21 protein-coding genes are annotated in these 23,227 nt (G+C 76.0%); 10 read left to right on the forward strand and 11 right to left on the reverse strand.

All coding sequences use genetic code 11. The features are described from left to right. Positions 1-40: 40 nt before the first annotated feature. The 3 genes from BUB17_RS09385 to BUB17_RS09395 form a co-directional block, all read right to left on the reverse strand. Positions 41-1,696 (reverse strand): AMP-binding protein, encoded by a 1,656-nt coding sequence (locus BUB17_RS09385; protein WP_072916944.1) that lies wholly within the window; start codon positions 1,694-1,696, stop codon positions 41-43. A 79-nt stretch (positions 1,697-1,775) separates the two neighbouring features. Next, positions 1,776-1,991, reverse strand: a complete 216-nt coding sequence (locus BUB17_RS09390; RefSeq protein WP_072916947.1) for a hypothetical protein — start codon at positions 1,989-1,991, stop codon at positions 1,776-1,778. Positions 1,992-2,107: 116 nt separating this feature from the next. Beyond that, positions 2,108-2,635, reverse strand: a complete 528-nt coding sequence (locus tag BUB17_RS09395; RefSeq protein WP_072916951.1) for a hypothetical protein — start codon at positions 2,633-2,635, stop codon at positions 2,108-2,110. A 52-nt stretch (positions 2,636-2,687) separates the two neighbouring features. Here BUB17_RS09395 and BUB17_RS09400 point away from each other — a divergent pair, with 52 nt between their 5' ends. Together BUB17_RS09400 and BUB17_RS09405 are read left to right on the forward strand one after the other, a co-directional pair. Then, on the forward strand, positions 2,688-4,946 hold the full coding sequence (locus BUB17_RS09400) for a helicase C-terminal domain-containing protein (RefSeq protein ID WP_072917234.1): 2,259 nt from the start codon (positions 2,688-2,690) through the stop codon (positions 4,944-4,946). A 231-nt stretch (positions 4,947-5,177) separates the two neighbouring features. Further along, a complete protein-coding gene (locus BUB17_RS09405; RefSeq protein WP_072916955.1) occupies positions 5,178-6,863 on the forward strand; it encodes a DNA repair helicase XPB in 1,686 nt (561 codons plus the stop codon). Positions 6,864-6,929: 66 nt separating this feature from the next. Here the strand turns inward: BUB17_RS09405 and BUB17_RS09410 are convergent, their stop codons facing one another. From BUB17_RS09410 to BUB17_RS09420, 3 genes are all read right to left on the reverse strand, one after another. Then, positions 6,930-7,268 carry a transcriptional regulator gene (locus BUB17_RS09410; RefSeq protein ID WP_072916957.1) on the reverse strand — a complete coding sequence of 113 codons (339 nt, stop codon included), beginning with the start codon at positions 7,266-7,268 and terminating at the stop codon, positions 6,930-6,932. Beyond that, positions 7,265-7,693 carry a hypothetical protein gene (locus BUB17_RS09415; protein ID WP_072916960.1) on the reverse strand — a complete coding sequence of 143 codons (429 nt, stop codon included), beginning with the start codon at positions 7,691-7,693 and terminating at the stop codon, positions 7,265-7,267. Before BUB17_RS09415 ends, BUB17_RS09410 begins: the two co-directional genes overlap by 4 nt. A 101-nt stretch (positions 7,694-7,794) precedes the next feature. Next, positions 7,795-10,056 (reverse strand): ATP-binding protein, encoded by a 2,262-nt coding sequence (locus tag BUB17_RS09420; protein WP_072916962.1) that lies wholly within the window; start codon positions 10,054-10,056, stop codon positions 7,795-7,797. Positions 10,057-10,158: 102 nt separating this feature from the next. Between BUB17_RS09420 and BUB17_RS09425 the strand changes: the two genes are divergently transcribed. The 5 genes from BUB17_RS09425 to BUB17_RS09445 all read left to right on the forward strand — a co-directional run bounded on the left by BUB17_RS09425 (position 10,159) and on the right by BUB17_RS09445 (position 14,066). After that, entirely contained in the window at positions 10,159-10,473 is a 315-nt protein-coding gene (locus BUB17_RS09425; RefSeq protein ID WP_072916965.1) for a hypothetical protein, read from the forward strand. Between the two features lies 1 nt (position 10,474). Beyond that, the gene (locus BUB17_RS09430) at positions 10,475-11,323 is read left to right on the forward strand and encodes a type II CAAX endopeptidase family protein (RefSeq protein WP_072916968.1); all 849 of its coding nucleotides are present in this window, start codon (positions 10,475-10,477) and stop codon (positions 11,321-11,323) included. A gap of 82 nt (positions 11,324-11,405) precedes the next feature. Further along, positions 11,406-11,687, forward strand: coding sequence for a type II toxin-antitoxin system Phd/YefM family antitoxin (locus tag BUB17_RS09435; RefSeq protein WP_072916970.1), 282 nt, complete (start codon positions 11,406-11,408; stop codon positions 11,685-11,687). Continuing rightward, the gene (locus BUB17_RS09440; RefSeq protein WP_072916972.1) at positions 11,684-12,076 is read left to right on the forward strand and encodes a type II toxin-antitoxin system VapC family toxin; all 393 of its coding nucleotides are present in this window, start codon (positions 11,684-11,686) and stop codon (positions 12,074-12,076) included. The genes BUB17_RS09435 and BUB17_RS09440 overlap by 4 nt, the downstream gene beginning before the upstream one ends. A gap of 196 nt (positions 12,077-12,272) precedes the next feature. Continuing rightward, the gene (locus tag BUB17_RS09445; protein ID WP_083606232.1) at positions 12,273-14,066 is read left to right on the forward strand and encodes a DEAD/DEAH box helicase; all 1,794 of its coding nucleotides are present in this window, start codon (positions 12,273-12,275) and stop codon (positions 14,064-14,066) included. Positions 14,067-14,183: 117 nt separating this feature from the next. Here BUB17_RS09445 and BUB17_RS09450 read toward each other — a convergent pair whose 3' ends face one another. The 3 genes from BUB17_RS09450 to BUB17_RS09455 all read right to left on the reverse strand — a co-directional run bounded on the left by BUB17_RS09450 (position 14,184) and on the right by BUB17_RS09455 (position 18,791). Further along, entirely contained in the window at positions 14,184-17,129 is a 2,946-nt protein-coding gene (locus tag BUB17_RS09450) for an ATP-binding protein (RefSeq protein ID WP_072917236.1), read from the reverse strand. 108 nt (positions 17,130-17,237) lie between these two features. Continuing rightward, positions 17,238-17,366, reverse strand: a complete 129-nt coding sequence (locus tag BUB17_RS28200; RefSeq protein WP_280173865.1) for a hypothetical protein — start codon at positions 17,364-17,366, stop codon at positions 17,238-17,240. 120 nt (positions 17,367-17,486) lie between these two features. Beyond that, entirely contained in the window at positions 17,487-18,791 is a 1,305-nt protein-coding gene (locus tag BUB17_RS09455; RefSeq protein WP_072916979.1) for an MFS transporter, read from the reverse strand. A 304-nt stretch (positions 18,792-19,095) separates the two neighbouring features. On the opposite strand from BUB17_RS09455, the gene BUB17_RS09460 reads away from it, so the two are divergent. Further along, complete coding sequence (locus BUB17_RS09460) at positions 19,096-20,367, forward strand: ArgE/DapE family deacylase (RefSeq protein ID WP_072916982.1); 1,272 nt, start codon at positions 19,096-19,098, stop codon at positions 20,365-20,367. Then, a complete protein-coding gene (locus BUB17_RS09465) occupies positions 20,364-20,993 on the forward strand; it encodes an HD domain-containing protein (protein WP_072916984.1) in 630 nt (209 codons plus the stop codon). Before BUB17_RS09460 ends, BUB17_RS09465 begins: the two co-directional genes overlap by 4 nt. Here the strand turns inward: BUB17_RS09465 and BUB17_RS09470 are convergent. After that, positions 20,962-21,240 (reverse strand): DUF4031 domain-containing protein, encoded by a 279-nt coding sequence (locus tag BUB17_RS09470; RefSeq protein WP_072916987.1) that lies wholly within the window; start codon positions 21,238-21,240, stop codon positions 20,962-20,964. The two genes, BUB17_RS09465 and BUB17_RS09470, sit on opposite strands and share 32 nt — an antisense overlap. A 36-nt stretch (positions 21,241-21,276) precedes the next feature. Here BUB17_RS09470 and BUB17_RS09475 point away from each other — a divergent pair, with 36 nt between their 5' ends. After that, positions 21,277-22,275, forward strand: coding sequence for a Gfo/Idh/MocA family protein (locus BUB17_RS09475; RefSeq protein ID WP_072917240.1), 999 nt, complete (start codon positions 21,277-21,279; stop codon positions 22,273-22,275). Between the two features lie 4 nt (positions 22,276-22,279). On the opposite strand, the gene BUB17_RS09480 is transcribed toward BUB17_RS09475, so the two are convergent. After that, complete coding sequence (locus BUB17_RS09480) at positions 22,280-23,119, reverse strand: DUF72 domain-containing protein (RefSeq protein ID WP_072916989.1); 840 nt, start codon at positions 23,117-23,119, stop codon at positions 22,280-22,282. Positions 23,120-23,227: the final 108 nt, after the last annotated feature.

A 23,227-nucleotide genomic window follows, 5' to 3' on the forward strand; every position in this document is an offset into this window, starting at 1 on the left:
CGGGGTCCTGCCACGGTGGGGGCAGAGGGGTCCTTCCACCTCAGGCGTTGCGGACGGCGGCGGCGTCCTCGAGGCCGAGCTCCTTGACCGAGACCTCGCGCATCTCGATCTTGCGGATCTTGCCGGTGACCGTCATGGGGAAGGAGTCGACGACCTTCACGTAGCGCGGGACCTTGTAGTGGGCCAGCCTGCCGGCGCAGAACTCGCGCAGCGCCTCGGGCGTGAGCGGCCCGGCCCCCTCGCGCAGCCGCACCCAGGCCATGAGCTCCTCGCCGAAGCGCTCGTCGGGCACCCCGATGACCTGGGCGTCGACCACGTCGGGATGGGTGTAGAGGAACTCCTCGACCTCGCGCGGGTACACGTTCTCCCCGCCGCGGATGACCATGTCCTTGATGCGGCCGACGATGTTGAGGTAGCCCTCGGCGTCCATGACCGCGAGGTCGCCGGTGTGCATCCAGCGGGCGGCGTCGATGACCTCGGCGGTCTTCTCCGGCTCGTTCCAGTAGCCGAGCATCACCGAGTAGCCGCGGGTGCAGAACTCCCCCGGCGTCCCGCGGGGCACGGTCAGGCCGGTGGCCGGGTCGACGACCTTGACCTCCAGGTGCGGGTGCACCCGACCGACGGTGGCGGTGCGCCGGTCGAGGTCGTCGTCGGCACCGGTCTGGGTGGAGACCGGTGAGGTCTCGGTCATCCCGTAGCAGATGGTCACCTCGGCCATGCCCATCTCGGCGACCACCCGCTTCATCACCTCCACCGGGCACGGCGAGCCGGCCATGATGCCGGTGCGCAGGCTGGAGAGGTCGTAGGTGCCGAAGTCCGGCAGCGCCAGCTCGGCGATGAACATCGTGGGGACGCCGTACAGCGAGGTGCACCGCTCGTCCTGCACCGCCTGCAGCGTGGCTGCCGGGTCGAAGCCGGGCGCGGGGATGACCATCGTGGCGCCGTGGCTGGTGGCCGCGAGGTTGCCCATGCCCATGCCGAAGCAGTGGTAGTAGGGCACCGGGATGCAGATCCGGTCGGCGTCGGTGTAGCCGCAGCCCTCGCCCACGAAGAACCCGTTGTTGAGCAGGTTGTGGTGGGTGAGGGTGGCGCCCTTGGGGAAGCCGGTCGTCCCCGACGTGTACTGGATGTTGATCGGGTCGTCGGCCGACAGCTCGGCCGCGCGCCGGACCAGGAGTTCCCGGTCGCCCGCCCGCCCGGTGGTCAGCAGCTGCTCCCACGCGTCGTCCCCGAGGAACAGGACCTCCCGCAGGTCGGGACACTCGCCGCGCACCTCGGCGACCATCGCCCGGTAGTCGCTGGTCTTGAACTCCGGCGCGCTGACCAGCACCGAGATGCCGGCCTGCTTCAGCACGTAGGCCAGCTCGTGGGTGCGGTAGGCCGGGTTGATGTTGACCAGGATCGCGCCGAGTCTCGCCGTCGCGTACTGCACGAACGCCCACTCGGCGCAGTTGGGGGCCCAGATGCCGACCCGGTCGCCCTTGGCGACGCCCAGCGCGTCCAGCCCGAGGGCGACCGCGTCGACCTCGGCGACGAACTCCGGATAGCTGAAGCGGCGACCCGTCGCGCACTCCACCAGCGCCTCGTGGTCCCCCACCCGCGCCGCCGTCCGGTCCAGGTTGGCGCCGATCGTGTCCCCGAGGAGCGGGACGGTCGAGGTGCCACTGCTGTAGGACGGCAGCGCGGGCTGGGTCATGCTCTTCCTCCTGGATGTCGGCCCCCCTGCAGGGGCCCGCTGCGAGCTTGCGAGCTGCGGGGGGCAGGGGGTCCTTCTACTACTCGCCCGCCTGGACGCCGGCCCGGTTCGGCTTGTCGGTCGGGTGGGCGTACCGGAGGCGGTCGGACGGCAGCGGGAAGTCGTGGTCCTCACCGAAGGGCGACAGGGGGCCGGCCGACGCCGCGAGGAACTCCGTCACCGGCGCCCCGCCGTCGTCCGACTGGCCCCAGGTGGGCTCCACCAGGTGCTCGTGCTTGGCGTTCCGCTTGGCCATGTCGCCGTACCCTCCGTTGTGCGCTGTCCGTGCGGGACACCGCCCGGTGCCCTCGTCTGCCGTGCATCTTGGCTGATGCAGTACCCCGGATGCACGCAGTACGCCCCTGCGTCGGGTCAGTGGTGGCGCACCGCTCGGGCGCCGTAGACCGTCGGGACGCCGTCCGCGGTGAGCACCCACTCCCGCGGCCCGACCGGCGCGGCGCGCACGACCGCGTCGTGCAGCTGCTGGACCGCACGGGTCCGCCACACCGCGGTGCTCTCCAGCCGCAGCCGCACCGGGTCCGCCGTGGGGTCGAGCTCGTCGTAGCCCTCGGGCTCGAAGGAGAGCACCGCCGGGCCCGCGATGCGCAGGACGCCGGTCTGCCACGGCACGGTGCGCAGCGCCCGGAGCCAGCGGTGCGAGCGCAGCAGCGCGCCGGCCCCGGCGGCGGCCGCGACCGAGCCGACGAGGACCAGGCAGACGACCAGCAGGCCGGCCAGCGGCAACGGTTGCCCGGAGTCGCGCACGATGGTCGCCGCCGCGGCGGCGAGCAGCACCCCGAGGACGACGGCGATGACCCCGCCGACCAACCAGCGCAGCGCGCCGGCCTGGTAGCCGGTCAGCGCGGTGCGGGTCTGCGGGTCGTCGGCGGCCGGGATCACGCTCCCATGCTGGCAGGGGCGGCGACGGGGACGGCGACGTAACGTGGACCGGATGTCCTCGCCAGCCCCCGCGACGCTCGCCTCCTGGCTGCGCACCCGCAGTGACGAGCAGCTCGCTGCGCTGCTGGCCGCCCGCCCCGACGTCGCCCGCCCCGCGCCCTCCGACGTCGTCGCCCTCGCCAGCCGGCTGGCCGTGCCGGTGTCGGTCGACCGCGCCCTCGACGAGCTGGACGCGGCCACGCTGCAGGTGCTCGACGTCGTGCTGCTCGCCGACACCGACGGGGTGGACGCCGCCGACCTGCCCGCCGCGCTGCCGGCGGTGCCCGACGACGTGCTCGAGGCCGCCGTCGACCGGCTCACCACGCGGGCGCTGCTGTGGGGGGACGACGTGCTGCACGCCCCCGAGCCGGTGCGCCGCGCCGTCCGGTACCCCGCGGGCCTGGGGCGCCGCGCGGTGGAGCTGCGGCTGGCCTTCCCGGCGGACCTGCCGGAGGCGCTGGGCGAGCTGCCGGCCGAGGAGCGCGACGTGCTGGAGCGGCTGGCCGGCGACCGCCCGGTGGGTCACCTGCCGGACACCGACGGGCCCGGTTCCTCCCCCGCCCGCCGGCTGCTGCAGCGCGGACTGCTGGCCCGCATCGACGCGCTCACCGTGGAGCTGCCCCGCGAGATCGGGGTGCAGCTGCGCGGCAGCCTGCCCTACGGCCCGCCCCGGCTGCGGCCGGAGCCGGTGGCCGTCGAGCGCGACCCGGCCGTCGTCGACCGGCAGGCCGCGGGTGCGGCGATGGAGGTGATCGGGCGGGTCGGCGAGCTGCTGGCCCTGCTCGAGGAGGAGCCGGCGGGGCTGCTGCGCAGCGGGGGCGTCGGCGTCCGCGACCAGAAACGGCTGGCCCGCGCGCTGAAGGTCGCCGAGCCCGACGCGGCCTGGCTGCTGGAGCTGGCGTACGCCGCCGGCCTGCTCGACGTCGGCGGCCCGCACCGCGACGAGTGGCTGCCCACGCGGGCCTTCGACCTGTGGCGCGAGCAGGAGCTGCCCGACCGCTGGGCCACCCTCGCGGCGGGCTGGCTGGCCGCCGTCCGGCTGCCCTCGCTGGCCGGGCAGCGCGACGTCGCCGGCAAGGCGGTCAACGCCCTGTCCCCCGACCTGGTGCGGCACACCGCACCGGCGATCCGCCGCTCGGCCCTGACCGCGCTGGCCGAGTACCCGCCCGGCTGCGGCGTGCTCCCCGACGACCTGGTCGCGCTGCTGCGCTGGCGCACCCCGCGGCGCGCGGACCGGCTGGCCCCGGTGCCCGACCTGCTCGCGGAGGCCGCCCGGCTGGGGGCCGTCGTCGGCGGGGTGCTGTCGGCCGGCGGGCGCGGGCTGCTGGCCGCCGGTGAGGACGGCGCGGCCGATGGCATGCGCGGGCTGCTGCCCGACCCCGTCGACCACGTGCTGGCCCAGCCCGACCTGTCGCTGGTGGCGCCCGGCCCGCTGGTCGCCGAGCTCGCCGACACCCTCGCCGTCGTCGCCGACGTCGAGTCCTCGGGCGGGGCGACGGTCTTCCGGGTGTCGGAGTCCAGCGTGCGCCGCGCCCTGGACGCCGGCTGGTCGGCCACCGACCTGCACAACTTCTTCGCGCGCGCCTCCCGGACGCCGGTGCCGCAGGCGCTGGACTACCTGGTCGAGGACGTGGCCCGCCAGCACGGCCGGCTGCGGGTCGGCGCCATCGAGAGCTACGTGCGCTCCGACGACCACGGGCTGCTCTCCCAGGTGCTCAACGACCGGCGGACGGCGAGCGCCGAGCTGCGCCGCCTGGCACCCGGCGTCCTGGTCAGCGGGCTGGGCGCCGACGAGGTGCTCACCGTGCTGCGCGAGGCCGGCTACGCCCCGGCCGGCGAGTCCCCCGGCGGCGCCGTCCTCACCCGCCCGCCGGCCCGGCCGCGCGCCGCGGGCCGCCGTCCCGGGGGGGCCGCCCCGCAGGCGCCGCGGCCGCTCACCGGCGACGAGCTGGCGGCCACGGTGCGGGAGATCCGCGCCGGGGACGCCGCCCTGGCCGCCCGCCGCGGTGAGGCGGTGCGCCAGGTCCCCGGCGTGACGACTGCCGGCACGCTGGAGCTGCTGTCCCGCGCGGTCCGCGAGGGCGTGCCGGTGTGGCTGGGCTACGTGGACGCCCAGGGCAGCGGCAGCCAGCGCGTCGTCCGGCCGGTCTCGCTGGCCGGCGGCTTCCTGCAGGGGTACGACGAGCGCCGCGGGGAGAGCCGCACCTTCGCCGTCCACCGGATCACCTCGGTGGCCCTGGTGGAGGACGACGACCTGGCGCCGTCGTCCTGAAGAAGGACCCCCTGCCCCCCGCCACTCGTAGAAGGACCCCGTCCTCCTCACCGCTCGCAGGCTCGCGGCGAGCCTCTGGACGGGGCCGGCGGGACCCTGCAGGGGGCCGGGGACAAGGGAAGGGGCCGCCCCTGCCTCGCCGCTCCACGGGAAGGACCTGTCGGTCCCCGTGGTTACCGTGTCGGAGGCCCGCTGCGGCCACCGTCCCCCACCTCTTCCGAAAGGTCCCGCGTGTCTGACGGCCCCCTGATCGTCCAGTCGGACAAGACGCTGCTGCTCGAGGTCGACCACCCCGCCGCCCGCGACTGCCGCGCGGCGATCGCGCCGTTCGCGGAGCTGGAGCGCTCCCCCGAGCACGTGCACACCTACCGGGTGACGCCGTTGGCGCTGTGGAACGCGCGGGCCGCCGGGCACGACGCCGAGCAGGTCGTCGACGCGCTGGTCCGCTACTCGCGCTATCCGGTGCCGCACGCGCTGCTGGTCGACATCGCCGACACGATGGACCGCTTCGGCCGGCTGACGCTGGCCAACGACCCGGTGCACGGGCTGGTGCTCACCACCTCCGACCGCGCGGTGCTCGAGGAGGTCGTCCGCAGCAAGCGGGTGGCGCCGATGCTGGGCGCGCGGATCGACCAGGACACGATCGTCGTGCACCCGTCCGAACGCGGGCGGCTCAAGCAGGCGCTGCTCAAGGTCGGCTGGCCCGCCGAGGACCTGGCCGGCTACGTCGACGGCCAGGCCCACCCGATCGAGCTGGCCCAGGACGACTGGCACCTGCGCGACTACCAGCAGGAGGCCGTCGACGGCTTCTGGGCCGGCGGCTCGGGCGTCGTCGTCCTGCCCTGCGGGGCGGGCAAGACGCTGGTCGGCGCGGCGGCGATGGCCGAGGCGAAGGCGACCACGCTGATCCTGGTCACGAACACCGTCGCCGGGCGGCAGTGGAAGCGCGAGCTGATCGCGCGCACCTCGCTGACCGAGGAGGAGATCGGCGAGTACTCGGGCGAGCGCAAGGAGATCCGCCCGGTCACCATCGCGACCTACCAGGTGATCACCACCCGCCGGAAGGGCGAGTACCGGCACCTGGACCTCTTCGACGCGCAGGACTGGGGGCTGATCGTCTACGACGAGGTCCACCTGCTCCCGGCGCCGATCTTCCGACTGACCGCCGACCTGCAGTCGCGGCGCCGGCTCGGGCTCACGGCCACGCTGGTCCGCGAGGACGGCCGCGAGGACGACGTGTTCTCGCTCATCGGGCCCAAGCGCTACGACGCCCCGTGGCGCGACATCGAGGCGCAGGGCTACATCGCCCCGGCCGAGTGCATCGAGGTCCGGGTCGCCCTGGACGACGAGGAGCGGATGACCTACGCGGTCGCCGAGCCCGAGGAGCGGTACCGGATCGCGGCCACCGCGACCTCGAAGCTGCCGGTGATCCGCCGGGTGCTCGACCGGCACCCCGACGAGCAGAAGCTGGTGATCGGCGCCTACCTCGACCAGCTCGACGAGCTCGGCCGCGCCCTCGACGCCCCGGTCATCCAGGGGTCGACGACCAACCGGGAGCGGGAGAAGCTCTTCGACGCCTTCCGCGCCGGGGAGGTCAGGACGCTGGTGGTGTCCAAGGTCGCCAACTTCTCCATCGACCTGCCCGAGGCCGCGGTCGCCGTCCAGGTGTCGGGGACCTTCGGCTCGCGGCAGGAGGAGGCCCAGCGACTGGGCCGGGTGCTGCGTCCCAAGGCCGACGGCCGGCAGGCGCACTTCTACACCGTGGTCAGCCGCGACACCCTCGACGCCGAGTACGCCGCCCACCGGCAGCGCTTCCTGGCCGAGCAGGGCTACGCGTACACGATCGTGGACGCCGCCGACCTGGCCGGCCCCGGTGAGGTCGGCGGTCCCGGCTGGGTGGACGAGCCGGCGGACTGAAGGAGCACCCCGTCCTCTCCCTGCGTGAGCTCGGGGCGGGACCCCGGACGGGCCGGCCGACCGGGGTCAGGACGGTGCCCCGCCCTCCGCGATCTCGCGGAGGGCCTGCAGGTGCCGGGTGTACACCGCCCGTCCTCGCGTGCTGAGCCGCAGCCAGGTGCGCGGGCGCTTGCCGACGTAGCCCTTGCGCACCTGCACGTAGCCGGCCTGCTCCAGCGTGCTGACCTGCTTGCTCAGGGCCGAGTCGGTCACCCCGACGGCGTCGCGAACCCAGCTGAACTCGGCCTCCGTCGTAGCGGCCAGCGCCGCCACCACGGAGAACCGCACCGGCGCGTGGATGACGTCGTCCAGCCGGTGCCGGGGATGGGCGGCGCCGGCCGGGACGCCGGAGGGAGCGCTGGTCACGCCCGCGCCTCCGCGCGGGCGCCGAGGACGAGCGGCACGGCGCTGAGCAGCGACGCCGGGAACCAGAACAGCGGCTGACCGCGGAAGAACAGCAGCCCGAGGACGAGGACCACGGCGAACACCGCTGCCCACGACAGCAGCGCACGCACCCAGCGGCGGGAGAAGCCGGACGGGGTGAGCCGGAGCCCGGACAGGAAGCCCACGGTGAGCCCGGCGGTGCACAGCAGGTAGGCGGCGGTCAGCCAGAGGACCGCGCCGTCGTCCGTCAGCAGGCCCAGCGCCGTGAGGTACACGACGTTGAGCGCGGCGAAGGCGAGCAGCCAGCCCACGTAGCGGAACGAGGCCGCGCGGACCGCGGCCTGCATCCGTGCATGCGTGGCGAGGTGGTCAGCGGCGAGCAGCGCGCCGGGCTCCGGCTCGGACATGGGACCTCCTGGATCGGTGGGCGCCACCATGGCAGGTACTTTCCACACGTGCAAGTAATTGCACCAGGAGCAGCGCCTGCTGGGCGCGGCCGGTACGCCGGTCAACCCTGGGCGGCGGACCACGCGGCGATCTGCGCTCGGGAGCGGAAACCCAGTCGGGTGAGGATCTGCTCGACGTGCGACTCCGCCGTCCGCGGTGAGATGACCAGCCGGGCAGCGATCTCCCGGTCGGTCAGCCCCTGGGCCACCAGGTCGGCCACCTCCCGTTGGCGGCGGGTCAGCGGGCCGGACGGCGGGGGCGCCGGCGTCGCCGCCGCGCGTTCCTCCCCCAGGGCCAGGGCGACCGCCGGGGCCCGCTCCAGGGCGCTGCCCTCCGCGTACCGGGCAGCCCACCGCTGTTCGCCGAGCGCGCGCCGGGCTCCCGCCGTCCAGTGCGCACCCATGGCGGTCAGGGGAGCCGGCTGCCGCGCCGGCACCGACCGCCAGACCGCCTCGGCCGCGCCGGCCAGCCGGGCGGCCGTCTCGGGATCCCCACGGGCGGCCGCGGTCCAGCCGAGCGCGGTCACGCAGAGCGCGACGCCGCTGCGGTCGTCGACCTCGCGCATGAGCCGCAGCGCCTGCTCCTCGAGCCGGGTGGCTTCCCCGGGGTCGCCGCCGGCCAACCGCACCAGGCCCTGGCCCCAGAGGGCGTGGGAACGGGTCCACGGGTCGGCGGCGCTGTCCAGGCTCGTGCCGAAGGCCGCGTCGGCGGACCCGAGGTCGCCGGCGAGCAGGGCCACCACCCCGACGTCGGCCCAGCAGAACGCGCCGGCCCGCGCCCCGACCGCCTCGTGCCCAGCGGCCGCCGCGCGCAGCAGCCGGTCGGCGGCCGGCAGGTCCCCCCGGAACAGCGCCGCCTGACCGAGGTACTGGGTGGCCAGCGCGTCCTCCGCCGGCAGGTCCAGCGCCCGCGCGTCCCGCACCGCCTCCTCGAGCAGCGGGACGGCGGTCTCCGGATCGGTCGCGACGAGCGCGAGGTAGCCGGCGACGAGGAGCCCCCGCGCCCGCTCGGGACCGGGCGCCGGCACCGCTCCCAGCAGCAGGTCCAGCCGGCGCCGCCCCTCGCCGAGGTGGCCGCGGGCCGCCCAGTACAGCCACGCGTCGGCGGCGACCGAGAGGCCGGCCGCCTCCTCCCCGGGCGTGCGCAGGCAGTGCTCCAGTGCTCCGCCCAGCTCGGCGTGGACCGCCGCGAGCCGGTCGAAGGCGGCGACCTGCCCGGGTCCGAGGAAGTCCGCCGCCGCGTCGGCCACGAGCCGGGTGACCCACTCCCGGTGCCGCCGGCGGACCGCCGCTTCCTGCCCGCAGGCGGCGAGCAGCTCGCGGCCGAACGCCCGGACGGTCTCCAGCATCCCGAACCGGCTCCCGGCGCCGTTCCGGACGACGGTCAGCAATGAGGCGTCGACCAGGCCGCCGATCGCGTCGAGCAGGTCGTCGGCCGGCAGCCCGTCGTCCGCGCACACCGCCGCGGCAGCCGCCAGGTCGACGTCCCCGGCGAAGACCGCGGCGCGCGCCCACAGCAGCCGCTCGCGCTCCCCGAGCAGGTCGGCGCTCCACTCCACCGTCGCCCGCAGCGTGCGGTGGCGGTCCGGCCCCGCGGGCCCGGGACGGCGCAGCAGCCCGAACCGGTCGTCCAGCCGGTCCAGCAGCTCGGCCGGGGTGAGCGTGCGCAGCCGGACGGCGGCCAGCTCGATGGCCAGCGGGATGCCGTCCAGCCTCCGGCACAGCTCGGCGAGGGTGTCGTCGTCCTCCGGCGTCAGCACGAGGCCGGGAGCGGCCGCCCGGGCCCGCTGGACCAGCAGCTCCACCGCCTCCGACCCCGCACCGACCGGCAGCGGCGGTACCGCGCACAGCACCTCCCCCGGCAGGTCCAGCGGCGTCCGGCTGGTGACGAGGACCGAGAGGCCGGGGCAGGCGGAGGTCAGCGCGTCGAGCAGCACGGCGCAGGCGTCCCGCAGGTGCTCGCAGTTGTCCAGCACGAGCAGCACCCGCCGCTCGCCGAGGACGTCGGCCAGCGACGCCGGCAGCCAGCGGCCCGTGCTGTCCCGGACGTCGAAGGCGGCGGCGACCTGCGCGGCAGCCAGCGCGGGATCGCGAACGGCGGTCAGGTCGGCCAGCGCGACCCCGTCGGGGAAGGACCGGCGCAGCTCGTCGGCCACCCGCAGCGCCAGCCGGGTCTTCCCCACCCCGCCCGGCCCGACCAGCGTCACCAGCCGGGACCCCGCCAGCAGGCCGCGCAGCCGGGCCAGCTCGGCCCGCCGGCCGACGAACGAACTGCGCTCGGCCGGCAGCCGGAGCCCCGCCGCGGGAGCCGCCCGCCCGCCCATGGCCGGGGACCGTAGCGGCCGGTACGGGTCCGGGGGAGGACCCGTACCGCCGTCCGGAGATCTCCCGATGCCCCTCCCGCCGGCCGGCGGGAACGTGGCCGCATGGGCGAGCGGCGGTCCCGGGAGGAGCTCTTCCTGGTCCAGTTCCGCAGCTGTCCGCCGTCCGTGGGGGACGTGGTGGAGATGCACCGCGCCCTCCACCGGGCGGTGACCCGGCTCGGCTCGGCGGGGACGGCGATCCGCTGGTGCGCCGCCTGGCTGCTCCCCGACGACTGCCGGTGCCTGTGCCTGGTCCAGGCGGCACGGGAGGCCGACGTCGTCCGCGCCCGCGACCTGGCCGCCCTGTCCACCGCGTCGGTCTTCCCGGCCCGCGCGCTCGGCGGGGGGCCTCCCCTCCGAACCGGAAGCAGGTCCTGACGTGTCCACCACCGACGCCCGCCGTCCCGTCCCCGCCCCGCCCGGTGGCCTGCGCAGCCGGGTCGCGCGCCGCCCGCTGACCGCCTTCCTCGTGCTGGTGGCCGTGGTGGGCTGGCCGCTGATGTCCGTTCCGGCGCTCACCGCGCACGGGGTCCTCCCCGGCGGCCCGCTGCCCCAGGAGCCGTTCGCCCTGGGGACGACGCTCCTCGTGATGCTGCCCGCCGCGCTCTGGGTCACCGCGGTCGTCGACGGGCCCGGCGCCGTCCGGGCACTGCTCCGGCGCTCGGTGCAGTGGCGCTTCGGTGCCGGCTGGTGGGCCGCGGTGCTGCTGGCCCTGCCGGTGCTCACCCTCGCGGTCGGGGTGGCCGCGGGACAGGGCCTGCGGACCGGCGACCTGCTCGCCACGCTCGGCTCGGGCGCCTTCTCCGTGCTGACCGCGGTGCTGCTCGTGCACCTGTGGGAGGAGACGGTCTGGGCCGGGTTCTTCCAGGGCCGGCTGGAGCAGCGGCACGGCTTCCTCGCGGCCGCCGCGCTCACCGCCGTCCCGTTCGCGGCGGTCCACCTGCCGCTGTCCTTCATCGGCGACCTGACGGTCGACCGGCTCGCGCTCGCGGTCGGCGGGCTGGTCGTGCTCGGCGTCCTGATGCGGCTCCTGGTGGGCGCCACCGTGCGCGGCGCCGCCGGCAGCCTGCTGGCCGCCGGGATCGTGCACGCGACGTTCAACGCCGCCAACAACGAGGGCAACCTGGTCGACGACCTGCTGGGCGGTGGTCAGCCCTCGCTGTACGCGATCGTCGCCGCGGCGCTGTTCACCGCCGGCGCACTCCTCGCGCTGCGCGACCGGCGCTGACGGTCGGCTGCAGGCAGGACGCGGGCACGGTCACGCCCGGGGCGCGCGACCGAGAACCTGTAGCACGTACGGTGCCACCTTGGTGGGCACGACCCGCATCGGTGTGCGTGAGCTGCGACAGAACGCCAGCCGGTACCTGGCGCTGGTCAAGGCGGGTGAGACGGTCGAGGTGACCGAGCGTGGGGAGCTCGTCGCGGTCCTGGCCCCGCCGTCCCCTGCGGTCACGGCACGCGAGCGGCTCATCGCCGAGGGTCGGCTGATCCCGGCCACCGGACCACGCTTCATCCCGGAACCCGTGGCAGCCGCCCCAGGGGCGCCGAGCGTCTCCGAGGCGCTGGCCGAACAGCGCGCCGAGCGACTGTGATCGCCTTCGACAGTTCCGCTCTGACGAAGCTCGTCGTCCGCGAACAGGAGACCGCGGCCCTGCGCGCGTGGTTGGCAGCACGCGAGGAGGCGGCCTGGTCGGCCAGTGCCCTGACCCGCGTCGAGGTGGTGCGTGCCGTGGCCCGGGCGCAGGCCGCCGCCGTGCCGACTGCTCGCAGACTCCTGGCGGGTGTGGACCTCGTCCCCGTGGGGCCGGACGTCCTCGAGGTGGCCGCCGAACTCGGGCCGCCGTCCCTACGCAACCTCGACGCGGTCCACCTGGCGACGGCCCTGGGCCTCGGGTCCGCCCTGGACGCCTTCGTGGTCTACGACGAGCGACTGGCGCAGGCAGCCACCGACGCAGGACTGCCGGTCGTCGCGCCGTCCTGACCCGAGGGGCCCCTGGGGTCCGCGGGACGGAACGGCCCGTCCGCCGCGCGAGACGATCGCCACACCGCGCGGCGCCCACCGGCATCTGTGCAGCTCAACGGCTCGCTGACGGACGCCATACGTCGTCGCGCGCGAGACGCGCGGGAGGTGGCCGGTTGGGCGTGTTGCTCGTCGCGCAGGCAGGATGACCCTCGACATGGCGAGTGCAGCACGCGCGGAGGCGGTCGCCCCGCAGAGGACCAGCCGACCGCTCCGGGCCTGGCAGCAGGCCGCGCTGGAGCAGTACGAGCAGGCTTCCCCGAAGGACTTCCTGGTCACCGCGACCCCGGGCGCGGGCAAGACGACCTTCGCCCTCACCCTGGCCGCGCGGCTGCTGCAGCGGCGCGAGGTCGCCCGGGTGGTCGTCGTCTGCCCGACCGACCACCTGCGGCTGCAGTGGGCCGAGGCCGCCGACCGGATGGGCATCGTCCTCGACCCGAACCTGACCAACGCCGTCGGCCCGGTGCGCGCCGGCACGCAGGGCTACGTGACCACGTACGCGCAGGTCGCGGGCAAGCCGATGCTGCACGCCGCCCGCTCCACCGCGGTCAAGACGCTGGTCGTCCTCGACGAGGTGCACCACGCCGGCGACGGCCTCTCCTGGGGCGAGGCGGTCGAGGAGGCCTACGGCTTCGCCGCGCGCCGGCTGTGCCTCACCGGGACGCCGTTCCGCACCAAGCCCGACGAGCGCATCCCCTTCGTGCGCTACGAGGAGGACACGTTCGAGGGGGACGACGGCGAGGGCGGGATCGGTCTGGTCAGCCGCGCCGACTACACCTACGGCTACAAGGAGGCGCTGGCCGACAACGTCGTCCGCCCGGTCGTGTTCGCCGCCTACACCGGGACGTCACGCTGGCGGAACTCCGCCGGCGAGGTGGTCGCCGCCTCGCTGTCCGAGGCCGGCACCCGCTCGGTGGAGATGCAGGCCTGGCGCACCGCGCTGGACCCCAAGGGCCAGTGGGTGCCGCACGTCATCGCGGCCATGGACGACCGGATCACCCACCTGCGCGAGGAGGGCGGCATGCCCGACGCCGCCGGGCTGATCCTCGCCAGCGACCAGGACGACGCCCGCGCCTACGCCAAGATCGTGCGCCGGGTCACCGGCAAGGCGCCCGAGGTGATCCTCTCCGACGACCCCAAGGCGTCGAAGAAGATCGAGCGCTTCGCCACCGGCTCCGCGCGGATCGCGGTCTGCGTGCGGATGATCTCGGAGGGCGTCGACGTCCCGCGGGCCGCCGTCCTGGCCTGGATGACCTCCTACCGGACGCCGCTGTTCTTCGCCCAGGCCGTCGGCCGCGTGGTCCGCGCCCGGGCGTCGCACGAGTCGGCGACGGTGTTCCTCCCCGCCGTCCGGCCGCTGCTGGGCCTCGCCGCCTCGATGGAGGAGCAGCGCAACCACGTGATGCCGCCGCCGAAGACGGTGCAGGGCGACGAGCTGGACCTGGAGCCGCTGCCGCCCAAGGAGCGCGAGCCGGTCACTCTCAAGCAGTTCGAGGCGCTGGAGGCCGACGCCCGGTTCGCGCACGTGCTCGCGAGCGGCACCGCGCACACCGGCGAGGGCCGGCCGGCCGCCGAGCCGCTCGCCGCCGAGGAGGAGGACTTCCTCGGCATCCCGGGCCTGCTCACCGCCGAGCAGACGGCGTCGTTGCTGGCCAAGCGGGACGACGAACTGCGGATCCGGATCGCCCAGCGCGCCCACTCCGACGACACCGGCGAGCTGCCGATCGTCGACGACCACCCCGACGAGGACGACGCCGGCCGCTCCTGGCGCGACGCCGCCGAGCTCCGGCGGGAGGTCAACCGGCTCGTCGCCCGGGTCGCGGCCAAGACCTCCAGACCACACGGCGTGGTGCACACCGAGCTGCGCAAGGCCGTGCCCGGCCCGCCGTCGGCGTCGGCGTCGGTCGACGTCCTCCGCGCCCGCCGCGAGCGCCTCCGCACGATGCTGTGACACCGCGGTCCGACCGCACCGCACCGCGGCCACGTGCCGTCCCCGACCTGCGCTGAGCTCCCTCGAGTCCTCGTCGCGGAGCCCCTCCGGGCCCCCGCTCCTCGGCCTCAGCACGACCTATCCCGTCGGCAGCAGGCCCTTCGCGGCCGCGAGGGCCACCGCCTCGGTGCGCCCGCCCGCGCCGAGCTTGGCCAGGATCCGGCTGACGTGCACGCTCGCCGTCTTCTCGCTCATGTGGAGCTCCACGCCGATCTGCCGGTTGGTGCGGCCCTGGGCCAGCAGCCGCAGCACCTCGGCCTCCCGCGGCGTGAACACCGCAGCTGCCCCGGGCGCCCGGCCCACCCCCGGCACGTCCAGCCGCCCCCGCCGGGCCAGGGCCGTGACCGCCGCCCGCAGCGGTGCCGCACCGAGCCGGGTGGCGACCTCCGCGGCCGCCCGCAGTTCGCGCTCCGCAGCCGTCCGGTCGCCGGCGGCCAGCAGCGCCTCGGCCAGCCGCCGGCGCGACCGGGCCTGCTCGTAGACGTGCCCGTAGCCGAACGCGTCGCCCGCGGCCCGCCACAGCTCCGGTGCCGGGCGGCCGGTCAGCCGTGCTGCCTCGGCCTCGACCCGGGCCTGCCAGGCGACCGCCTCCACCCCGAACGGCCCGACGTCGCGCAGGTGGTCCTGCACCGCCGCGCGGGCCTGGGCGACGAGCTCCTCCCCCGCCTCGACCCAGCGTCGAGCGCCGGCGTCGTCGCCCTGCAGGCGGGCGGCCGCGGCGGCGTCGCCGACCGGGGCGAGCGCGGTCGCGACCAGCCGGAGGACGGCGAGCCGGTCGGCGTCCCAGTACGTCTGCACCTGCCGCACCGCTCCCCGCGCCCGCTCCACGGCGGTCCCGGCGTCCCCCGCCCAGGCGGCGAGGTCGATCTCCGCCCCGGCCGCCGCCAGCAGCAGCAGGACGTGCGCGTCCAACCGGTCGGTCAGCCCGCGCGCCCAGACCACCCGCTCGGCGGCCGACGGGTCCCCGCGGCCGACCTGCACCAGCAGCCCGGCGGCGCCCACGTGCGCGGCCATCTCCGGCACGCGCGCCAGCCGGTCGGCCAGCTCCAGGCTGCCGTCCCAGTCCCCCGCGACGTAGCGGGCGGACACGCCCAGGTGGCGCAGTTCGGCGCCGTAGAACGACCACTCGACGCCGAGCTCGGCCGCCCGGGCGAGCGCGTCGGAGACCCAGCGCAGCGTGGCGGCGATGTCCCCGGCCTCGTACGGGACGACGGCGAGGTTGAACAGCACCCGCATCTCGACCTCGGTGTCGCCCGACCGCCGGGCCCGCACCAGGGCCTCCTCCAGCCGGCCGGGGAGGTCGCTGCCGCCGCGCATCCGGGCCAGCGAGACCGCGGTGTCGGCCCACGCGCTGTCCAGGCCGAGCGCGTCGGCGGCGGCCAGCGCCTCGTCGGCCGCCGCGTCGGCCTCCGCCCGGCGGCCCAGCGACCAGCTGGTGCGCGCGTGGGTGGCCGCGGCCCAGGTGCGCACCGGGGACGGCGGGTCGGCCGGCACCAGCGCCATCGCCCGGCTGCTCTCCCGGTGGGCCGCTGCCTGGTCCTCGATCCGGCTCAGCGCCTGGGCCAGCCGGTAGTGCACCCGCGCGCGCTCGACCGGGTCGCCGTCCGGGCCGAGCAGGTCCAGCGCGGCGCGGATCAGCGCCACCGCCCGCTGCGGCTCCCCCGCGGTGCGGGCGGCGGCCGCGCTGTCGAGCAGCAGCGCCGGCTGGTCGCGTCCCGCGCGGGCGGCCGCGTCGGGCACCGCCGGCCACAGCGCCAGCGCCGCCTCCAGGTGCTGCAGCTGCTCGGCGGGCGCGCCGGCCCGGCACGCCTCGGCCGCCGCCTCCAGCGACGCGGAGAACGCCCCGGCGAGGTCGTTGCTGCCGCGGGCGTGGTGCGCCAGCTCCGCGGCGGTGCCGGCGCCGGGGTTCGCAGCGAGGTAGGCGGCCGTCGTGGCGTGCAGTCGCACCCGCTCGCCGGGCAGCAGGTCGGCGAGAACGGCCTCGCGCAGCAGGGCGTGCCGGAACCGGTAGCGGCCGTCGTCGGAGACCACGAGCAGGTGGTGGTGCACCGCCTCGGCCAGCGCGGCGTCCAGCTCGGCCGGGAGCGGACCGCTGACCGCGGCGACCAGGTCGTGCCGCACCTGCCGGCCCGCGACCGCGGCCACCCGCAGCACCTGCTGGGCCGCCTCCCCGAGCTGCTCGACCCGCGCCAGCAGCACGTCGGTCAGCCCCATCGGCAGCGTCTCCCCGGCGAGGCCCGCCGCGAGCAGCTCCTCGGCGTAGAAGGCGTTCCCCTCGGCGCGGGCGACGACGTCCTCGACCGTCCGGTCGGGCACGCCCGAGGCCAGGCCGCGCACCAGCTCGCCCACAGCGGCGTCCGGGAGCGGCGCCAGCTCCAGCCGCTCGACCAGGGGCAGCCGCACCAGCTCGGCCAGCAGCGGGCGCAGCGGGTGGCGGCGGTGCAGGTCGTCGGAGCGGTAGGAGGCCACGAGGGCGACCGGCTCCTCGGCCAGCCGGGCGAGCAGGTAGCGCAGCAGGTCGCGGCTGGAGCGGTCGGCCCAGTGCACGTCCTCGAGGACGACGAGCAGCGGGGTCTGCGCGGCCAGCTCGCCCAGCAGCGCCGCCACCGACTCGAACAGCTGCAGCCGCCCGCCGTCGGCGACCGGACGGCGGACCAGCGGGCGGCCGAGGTCGGCGGCGTCCCCCGCCGGCAGCTCGGGGACGGCCGGGGTGCTCCGCGCGGACAGCAGCGCCGGCAGCCCAGGGTGCCCCGACCCCGGGGCCACCGCGCGGAGCAGGTCGACGAAGGGCAGGTAGGGCAGCCCGACGTCGCCGAGGTCGACGCAGTGCCCGGTCAGGACGCGCAGGCCGCGCTCGGCGGCACCGACGGCCAGCTCGTCCAGCAGCCGGGTCTTGCCGACGCCGGCGTCACCGGCGACGAGCACCGCGGAGGGGTGCCCCTCCAGGGCACGGTCGACCACGGCGAGCAGCCGGGCGAGCTCGGCCTCCCGGCCCACCAGCGGTCGGTCGTCCCACTGCGGCACGGCGCCGATCGTGGCATGGTCCGCCGACGGGACCGGTGCGACCCGGGCGGCCCCCCTGCAGGGGCCCACCGCGAGCCTGCGAGCGGTGGGGGGCAGGGGGGTCCTTCTTCAGCGCGCCCGCCGGGTCCAGCGGAGCGTCCGGCCGTGCCGGCGGCCGCGGGTGCCGCGGCCGAGCTGCTGCAGCACCTCGCGGCGGTAGGCGAGTTCGGCCTCGAGTCCGGGGTTGGGGTAGGTCACGACCGTCTCCTGTCGTCGGTGTCGATGACGACGACGGTCGTGCTGAGGGGCAGCCCCCGGCATCGGTCGGTCGGGCAGACCTGCGGCCCTCGGCCCCGGCTGAGGCCCCTCAGCCGGTCCTCAGCGCAGCTCGGTGCCCTTGCTCTCCCGCAGGGTCAGGATCACGACGAACGCGAGGGCCGCGGCGATGGCCACGTACCAGAAGAACCACAGTGGCCGGTCGTTGTTCGACAGCCAGGTGATCACCAGCGGCGCCGTGCCGCCGAAGATGGCGACGGTCAGGTTGTACCAGGAGCCGATGCCGATGGCCCGCAGCTCCGTGGGGAACAGCTCGCTCATGATCGCCGGGGCGATCGACGCCATGAGCGCGTAGAGCCCGAGGCCGGTGCAGAAGACGACGATCAGCGAGAACAGGTTGTCCCGGACCAGGAACGACAGCGGCACGATGAGCACGGCCATCGCGCCCGACCAGATCAGCAGCTGGGGCTTGCGGCCGATGTGGTCCGAGAGCTTCCCGAACGGGTAGCACAGCGCGACGAACAGCGCGGTGCCGAGCGAGAGCGCGATGAAGACGTCGGTGCTGTCGGCGCCGCGGAAGGCGATCGCGAACGGCGTCAGCGCGCTGAAGAAGGTGTAGTAGGACAGCGTCGACAGCAGCGTGAACGCGCACAGCTGCACCACGGCCTTCGGGTGGTGCGTGATCGTCCGCAGCAGCGGGTGCTTGGTCGCGCGGGCCTTCTCCGCGTTCTCCTCGAACTGCTCGGTCTCGACCAGCGACCGGCGCAGCCACATGCCGACCAGGCCGAGCACGCCGCCGATGAAGAAGGCGATCCGCCAGCCCCAGGACTCCAGCTGGTCCTGGCTCAGGGTGCTGGTCAGCAGCACACCGAGCAGCGAGGCGGCGAGCAGCGCCGACCCCGTGGAGATGTAGAAGAACGACGAGTACCGGCCGCGGTGGGCCGGCGGGGCGATCTCGCCCAGGTAGGCCGAGGCGTTGGAGACCTCACCGCCCAGGGACATGCCCTGCGCGATGCGCGCCAGCAGCAGCAGGACCGGCGCCAGCCAGCCCACCTGCTCGTAGGTGGGCAGGATCGCGATGACCATCGATCCGCCGGCCATCAGCAGGATGGTCAGCAGCATCCCGGCCTTGCGGCCGCGCAGGTCGGCGAACCGGCCGAGCAGGATGCCGCCCAGCGGCCGGAAGAAGAAGGCCAGCGCGTACGTCGACGTCGCCCCAATCAGGGCGAGCGCCTGGTTCTCGGCCGGGAAGAACTGGCCGGCGAAGAAGACGACGAAGGTCGCGTAGACCGTCCAGTCGAACCACTCGACCGCGTTGCCGATGCTGGCCGAGACCAGCGTCTTCACCGGCAGCTGGTGCCGCTCCTCGGTCGCCGTCGTGCCGGGACCCTGCACTGCGCCTGCCATGGAACCCCACCGATCGCCCGGTTCGCTGGACGACGTAGACCGTAAGGGGCTCCCGGGAAGACGGCACGCCGAACCGGGACCAGGGTCCGGACCGGGCGACGGCCGCCTCGCGGCGAGATGCACAACGCGGCTCCAGGCCCCCGACCGGAGTCGGGGCGGTGGTCCGTGAAGGCGTAACCAAATGGCACCCGGGGGCACGATGCACCCGGCCCGGACGCTCTCCACGCTACCCGCGCCGCAGCCCCCTCACACGGGCCGGGGCGGGTTCCTGCGGCCCTTCTCGGGGCCGTGCCAGACTCCGCGCGTGGCCGACCTGACCGCCGTCGAGGCGCGCGTGCTGTCCGCCGTCGACGAGGCCCGGGCGGTCTCCCGGCTGCGCGACCTGGTGGCCGTCCCGTCGGTCGGCGGCACGGCCGCGGAGTGCGAGGTGCAGCACCTGGTCGGCGACTGGCTGGAGGAGCTGGACTGCGCCGTCGACCGCTGGCCGATCGACCTCGCCGCGGTAGCGATGGCGCCGGACGCCCCCGGCCAGGAGGTCGAGCGGACCGAGGCGTGGGGCGTGGTCGGCACCGCGCCGGCCGCCGAGGAGGGTCTGCCGGCGCTCGTCTTCTCCGGCCACACCGACGTCGTCCCGCCCGGGGACCGCGCCCGGTGGCCGGCCGACCCGTTCGACCCGCGGGTCGCGGGCGGCGCCGTCCACGGCCGCGGGACCTGCGACATGAAGGCCGGGGTCGTCGCCGCCCTCGCCGCGCTGGCCGCCGTCCGGACGGCGGGGCTGCGGCTGGCCCGGCCGGTCGCGCTGCACGCCGTCGTCGGCGAGGAGGACGGCGGACTGGGCGCGTGGGCGACGCTGCGGCGCGGGCACCACGGCGAGGTGTGCGTCATCCCCGAACCGACCGCCGGCGCCGTGGTCACCGCCAACGCCGGCGCCCTGACCTTCCGGCTGGAGGTTGCGGGGCACGCCGCGCACGCGGCCCACCGCGACCGCGGGGTCAGCGCCGTCGTGCTGTTCGAGCGGGTGCACGCCGGGCTGCGCGCGTTCGAGGCGGAGCGGCAGCAGGACGCCGACCCGCGCTTCGGCGGCGCCCCGTACCCGTACGGGATCAACATCGGGCGGGTGCAGGCCGGGGACTGGGCCAGCTCGGTGCCCGACCGGCTGGTCGCCGACGGCCGCTACGGCGTCCGCCTGGATGAGGACGTCGCCACGGCGCGGGCCGCCCTCGAGGCCCGGCTGGCCGACATCTGCGCCGCCGATCCGTGGCTGGCCGGGCACCCGGTGCGCCTGACCTGGACCGGCGGCGCGTTCGCCAGCGGCACGCTGCCGCACGGGCACCCGCTGCTGCCGGCCGTCCAGCGCGCGGTGGCCGACACCGGCGCCGGGGTGCCGCCCGAGCGCGCCATCCCCGCCGGCAGCGACCTGCGGCTCTACGCCGCGGCCGGGGTGCCGACCCTGCACTACGGCCCCGGCGACCTGCACCTGGCCCACGGGCCGCTGGAGCGGGTGCCGGTCGACGAGCTGGTCACCGCGGCACGGGCGTTCGCGCTGCTGACCCTGCGCACCTGCGGGGTGGCATGACGCTCGTCGGGTTCGAGGCGTGGGCGGAGCTGGCCGGCGACTCCCCCACCTCGCGCACCGAGTGGGCCGCCGTCGTCGCCGCGTGGGGCGAGCCGCACCGCCGCTACCACGACCTCGGGCACCTGGCCGCCGTCCTCGGGCTGGTGGGTGAGCTGGCCGGCGCCGCTCCCGACCCCGACGCGGTGCGGCTGGCCGCCTGGTACCACGACGTCGTCTACGACCCCCGCCGCACCGACAACGAGCAGGTCAGCGCCGAGCGGGCGCGTGCCGGCCTGCGCGGGCTGGTGCCGCCGGAGCGGGTCGAGGAGGTGGCCCGGCTGGTGCTGCTGACTGCCGGTCACGATGCGGCTCCGGACGACGCCGACGGCGCCGTCCTCTGCGACGCCGACCTGGCGGTGCTCGCCGGACCGCCGGAGGCCTACGCCGCCTACGCCTCCGCGGTGTGCGAGGAGTACGGGCACCTCTCCGACGCCGAGTTCACCGCCGGGCGCACCGCCGTCCTCGAGCACCTGCTGGCGCTGCCGGTGCTGTACCGGCTGCCGGCCGTCGCCGCCGAGTGGACGCCGCGGGCGCGCGCCAACCTCGCCGCCGAGCTCAGCCTGCTACGGCGCCGCGCCTCTTCTTGAGCCGCAGCCCCGCCCCCACCAGCCGGGCGAGCAGCTCGCGCCCGCCGACCGGCTCGGCGCCGGCGGCCACCGCCACCCCGTAGAGCTCGTCGGGGATGTCGTAGTGGTCGCCCTGGAAGGCCCGCCGCGGGATGCCGAGCTCGGTGGCGACGAAGGCGTGCAGCTCGTCGTAGGAGACGTCGCTGACCAGGTGCGACCAGCGCCGCCCGCGCCACGGCCACACCGGGGGGTCGATCAGCACCGCCACGGCCCCAGTCTGCCGGTCGGCGATAGCGTCGTGCGGATGAGCGACGAGATCCGCTGGGGCGTGGTCGGGCCCGGCCGCATCGCCGAGAACGTCATGGCCGACTTCGCGCACGTGCCCGGCGCCCGGCCGGTCGCGGTCGCCTCCCGCTCGGCCGACCGCGCGGCGGCGTTCGCCGAGCGGCACGGGCTCGAGCGGGCGCACGGCTCCTACGCCGAGATCCTGGCCGACCCGGACGTCGACGTGCTGTACGTGGCCACGCCGCACCCCCAGCACCACGCGGTCGCCCTCGCCGCGATCGACGCGGGCAAGGCGCTGCTGGTCGAGAAGACCTTCACGGCCACGACCGAGGGCGCACGCGAGGTCGTCGAGCGGGCCCGGGAACGCGGGGCCTTCGTCATGGAGGCGATGTGGACGCGGTTCCAGCCGGCCGTCGTCCGGCTGCGGGAGCTGGTGGCCGACGGGGCGATCGGCGAGGTCCGCTCGGTGCAGGCCGACCTCGGCGTCGCCCGCGAGTACGACCCCGCCGACCGGCTGTTCGCCCACGAGCTCGGCGGCGGTGCGCTGCTCGACGTCGGCGTCTACGTGGTCTCGTTCGCGCAGATGGTGCTCGGCGACCCGGACACGGTCACGGCGACCGGTTCGCTGTTCCCCACCGGCGTCGACGCCGAGGCCGCGCTGCTGCTGGGGTACGCCGACGGCCGGTCGGCCACCCTCACCAGCTCGCTGCGGTACCCCACACCCGGTCAGGCACGGGTGTTCGGCACCACCGGCTGGATCGACGTCCTGCCCCGCTTCCACCACCCGCGGACCATCGTGCTGCACCGCGCCGGCGCGGACCCCGAGGAGATCACGCTGCCGCCGTCGGGCACCGGCTACAGCCACGAGCTGGCCGAGGTGACCGACTGCCTGCGGGCCGGGCGGACCGAGAGCGCCGGAATGCCGCTGGCCGACACCCTCGCCGTGCAGTCGGTGCTGGAGCGCGCGGCCGACCAGCTCGGCGTCCGGTTCCAGGAGGACCCGCACGTGCTGCGCTGACGCCTCACCCCTCCGGCGAGCCGGGCTCCGCTCCCGCGAACGGCGTCCCGGCCGGCCGCGTCCCCGGGGGCGCCCAGGCCCGGCCGCTCGCCTGGTCGGCGGTGGGCACGCGGGTCGGCGTCCGGCCGGCACGCCTGACCGCCTCGGCGAGGACCACCGCGTCGGTGACGGCCGCTCCGCCGGGGTCGTTGTTGAAGTAGACGAGGACGTCGGAGTCCCCGTAGGTCTCCGACAGCCGCTCGGCCCACACCTGCAGGGTCTCCGGGCGGTACGCCCAGCCCTCGGCGCCGGTGTGCAGCCGCAGGTAGCCCCAGCCGGCGGTGCGCCACAGCGGCGCGACCGGCTGCTCGGCCCGGTCGGCCCAGCACAGCGCCGCGTCGTAGCGCTCGAGCAGCGCCCGGACCTCGTCGGTCCACCAGGAGTCGTGCCGCGGCTCGACGGCGACGCGGGTGCCGGCCGGGAACTGCGCCAGGCAGTCGCGGAGCAGGCCGGCGTCGGCCTGGAGCGTGGGCGGCAGCTGCAGCAGGACGGCGTCGAGCCGGTTCCCGAGGCCGGCCATCCGCTCCACCAGCCGGGCGACCGGCTCCTCGGGGTCGCGCAGCCGCTTGACGTGGGTGAGGAACCGGCTGGCCTTGACCGCCCAGCGGAAGTCCGGCGGGGTGCGGGCCCGCCAGGCCTCGAACGTCGTCCGCTCCGGCAGCCGGTAGAAGGCGTTGTTGCTCTCGACCGTGGCGAAGTGCGCCGCGTGGTGCTCCAGCCACAGCCGCTGGGGCAGCCGCGGCGGGTAGAAGCGGCCGCGCCAGTCGCGGTACTGCCAGCCCGACGTCCCGATGACCACCGCCACGTCAGCCGCCTACCCCCTCCGGTCGCCGACGACGCGGACCCCCCGCGCCCCCGGATTGGGGGGATCCGCTCCCCCTCCGCTCGGCTGCCGGGCGCCCCGGCGCGCGAC

The sequence above is a fragment of the Geodermatophilus obscurus genome, from assembly GCF_900143215.1.
GTDB classification, from domain to species: domain Bacteria; phylum Actinomycetota; class Actinomycetes; order Mycobacteriales; family Geodermatophilaceae; genus Geodermatophilus; species Geodermatophilus obscurus_A.

What these genes read in the sequence shown, in the direction of transcription:
- BUB17_RS09475 (WP_072917240.1), top strand. Translation starts at nt 21,277, where the DNA reads ATGAGCGACGAGATCCGCTGGGGCGTGGTCGGGCCCGGCCGCATCGCC.
- BUB17_RS09385 (WP_072916944.1), bottom strand. Translation starts at nt 1,696, where the DNA reads ATGACCCAGCCCGCGCTGCCGTCCTACAGCAGTGGCACCTCGACCGTC.
- BUB17_RS09425 (WP_072916965.1), top strand. Translation starts at nt 10,159, where the DNA reads ATGGGCGAGCGGCGGTCCCGGGAGGAGCTCTTCCTGGTCCAGTTCCGC.
- BUB17_RS09465 (WP_072916984.1), top strand. Translation starts at nt 20,364, where the DNA reads ATGACGCTCGTCGGGTTCGAGGCGTGGGCGGAGCTGGCCGGCGACTCC.
- BUB17_RS09390 (WP_072916947.1), bottom strand. Translation starts at nt 1,991, where the DNA reads ATGGCCAAGCGGAACGCCAAGCACGAGCACCTGGTGGAGCCCACCTGG.
- BUB17_RS09445 (WP_083606232.1), top strand. Translation starts at nt 12,273, where the DNA reads ATGGCGAGTGCAGCACGCGCGGAGGCGGTCGCCCCGCAGAGGACCAGC.
- BUB17_RS09400 (WP_072917234.1), top strand. Translation starts at nt 2,688, where the DNA reads ATGTCCTCGCCAGCCCCCGCGACGCTCGCCTCCTGGCTGCGCACCCGC.
- BUB17_RS09455 (WP_072916979.1), bottom strand. Translation starts at nt 18,791, where the DNA reads ATGGCAGGCGCAGTGCAGGGTCCCGGCACGACGGCGACCGAGGAGCGG.
- BUB17_RS09420 (WP_072916962.1), bottom strand. Translation starts at nt 10,056, where the DNA reads ATGGGCGGGCGGGCGGCTCCCGCGGCGGGGCTCCGGCTGCCGGCCGAG.
- BUB17_RS09415 (WP_072916960.1), bottom strand. Translation starts at nt 7,693, where the DNA reads ATGTCCGAGCCGGAGCCCGGCGCGCTGCTCGCCGCTGACCACCTCGCC.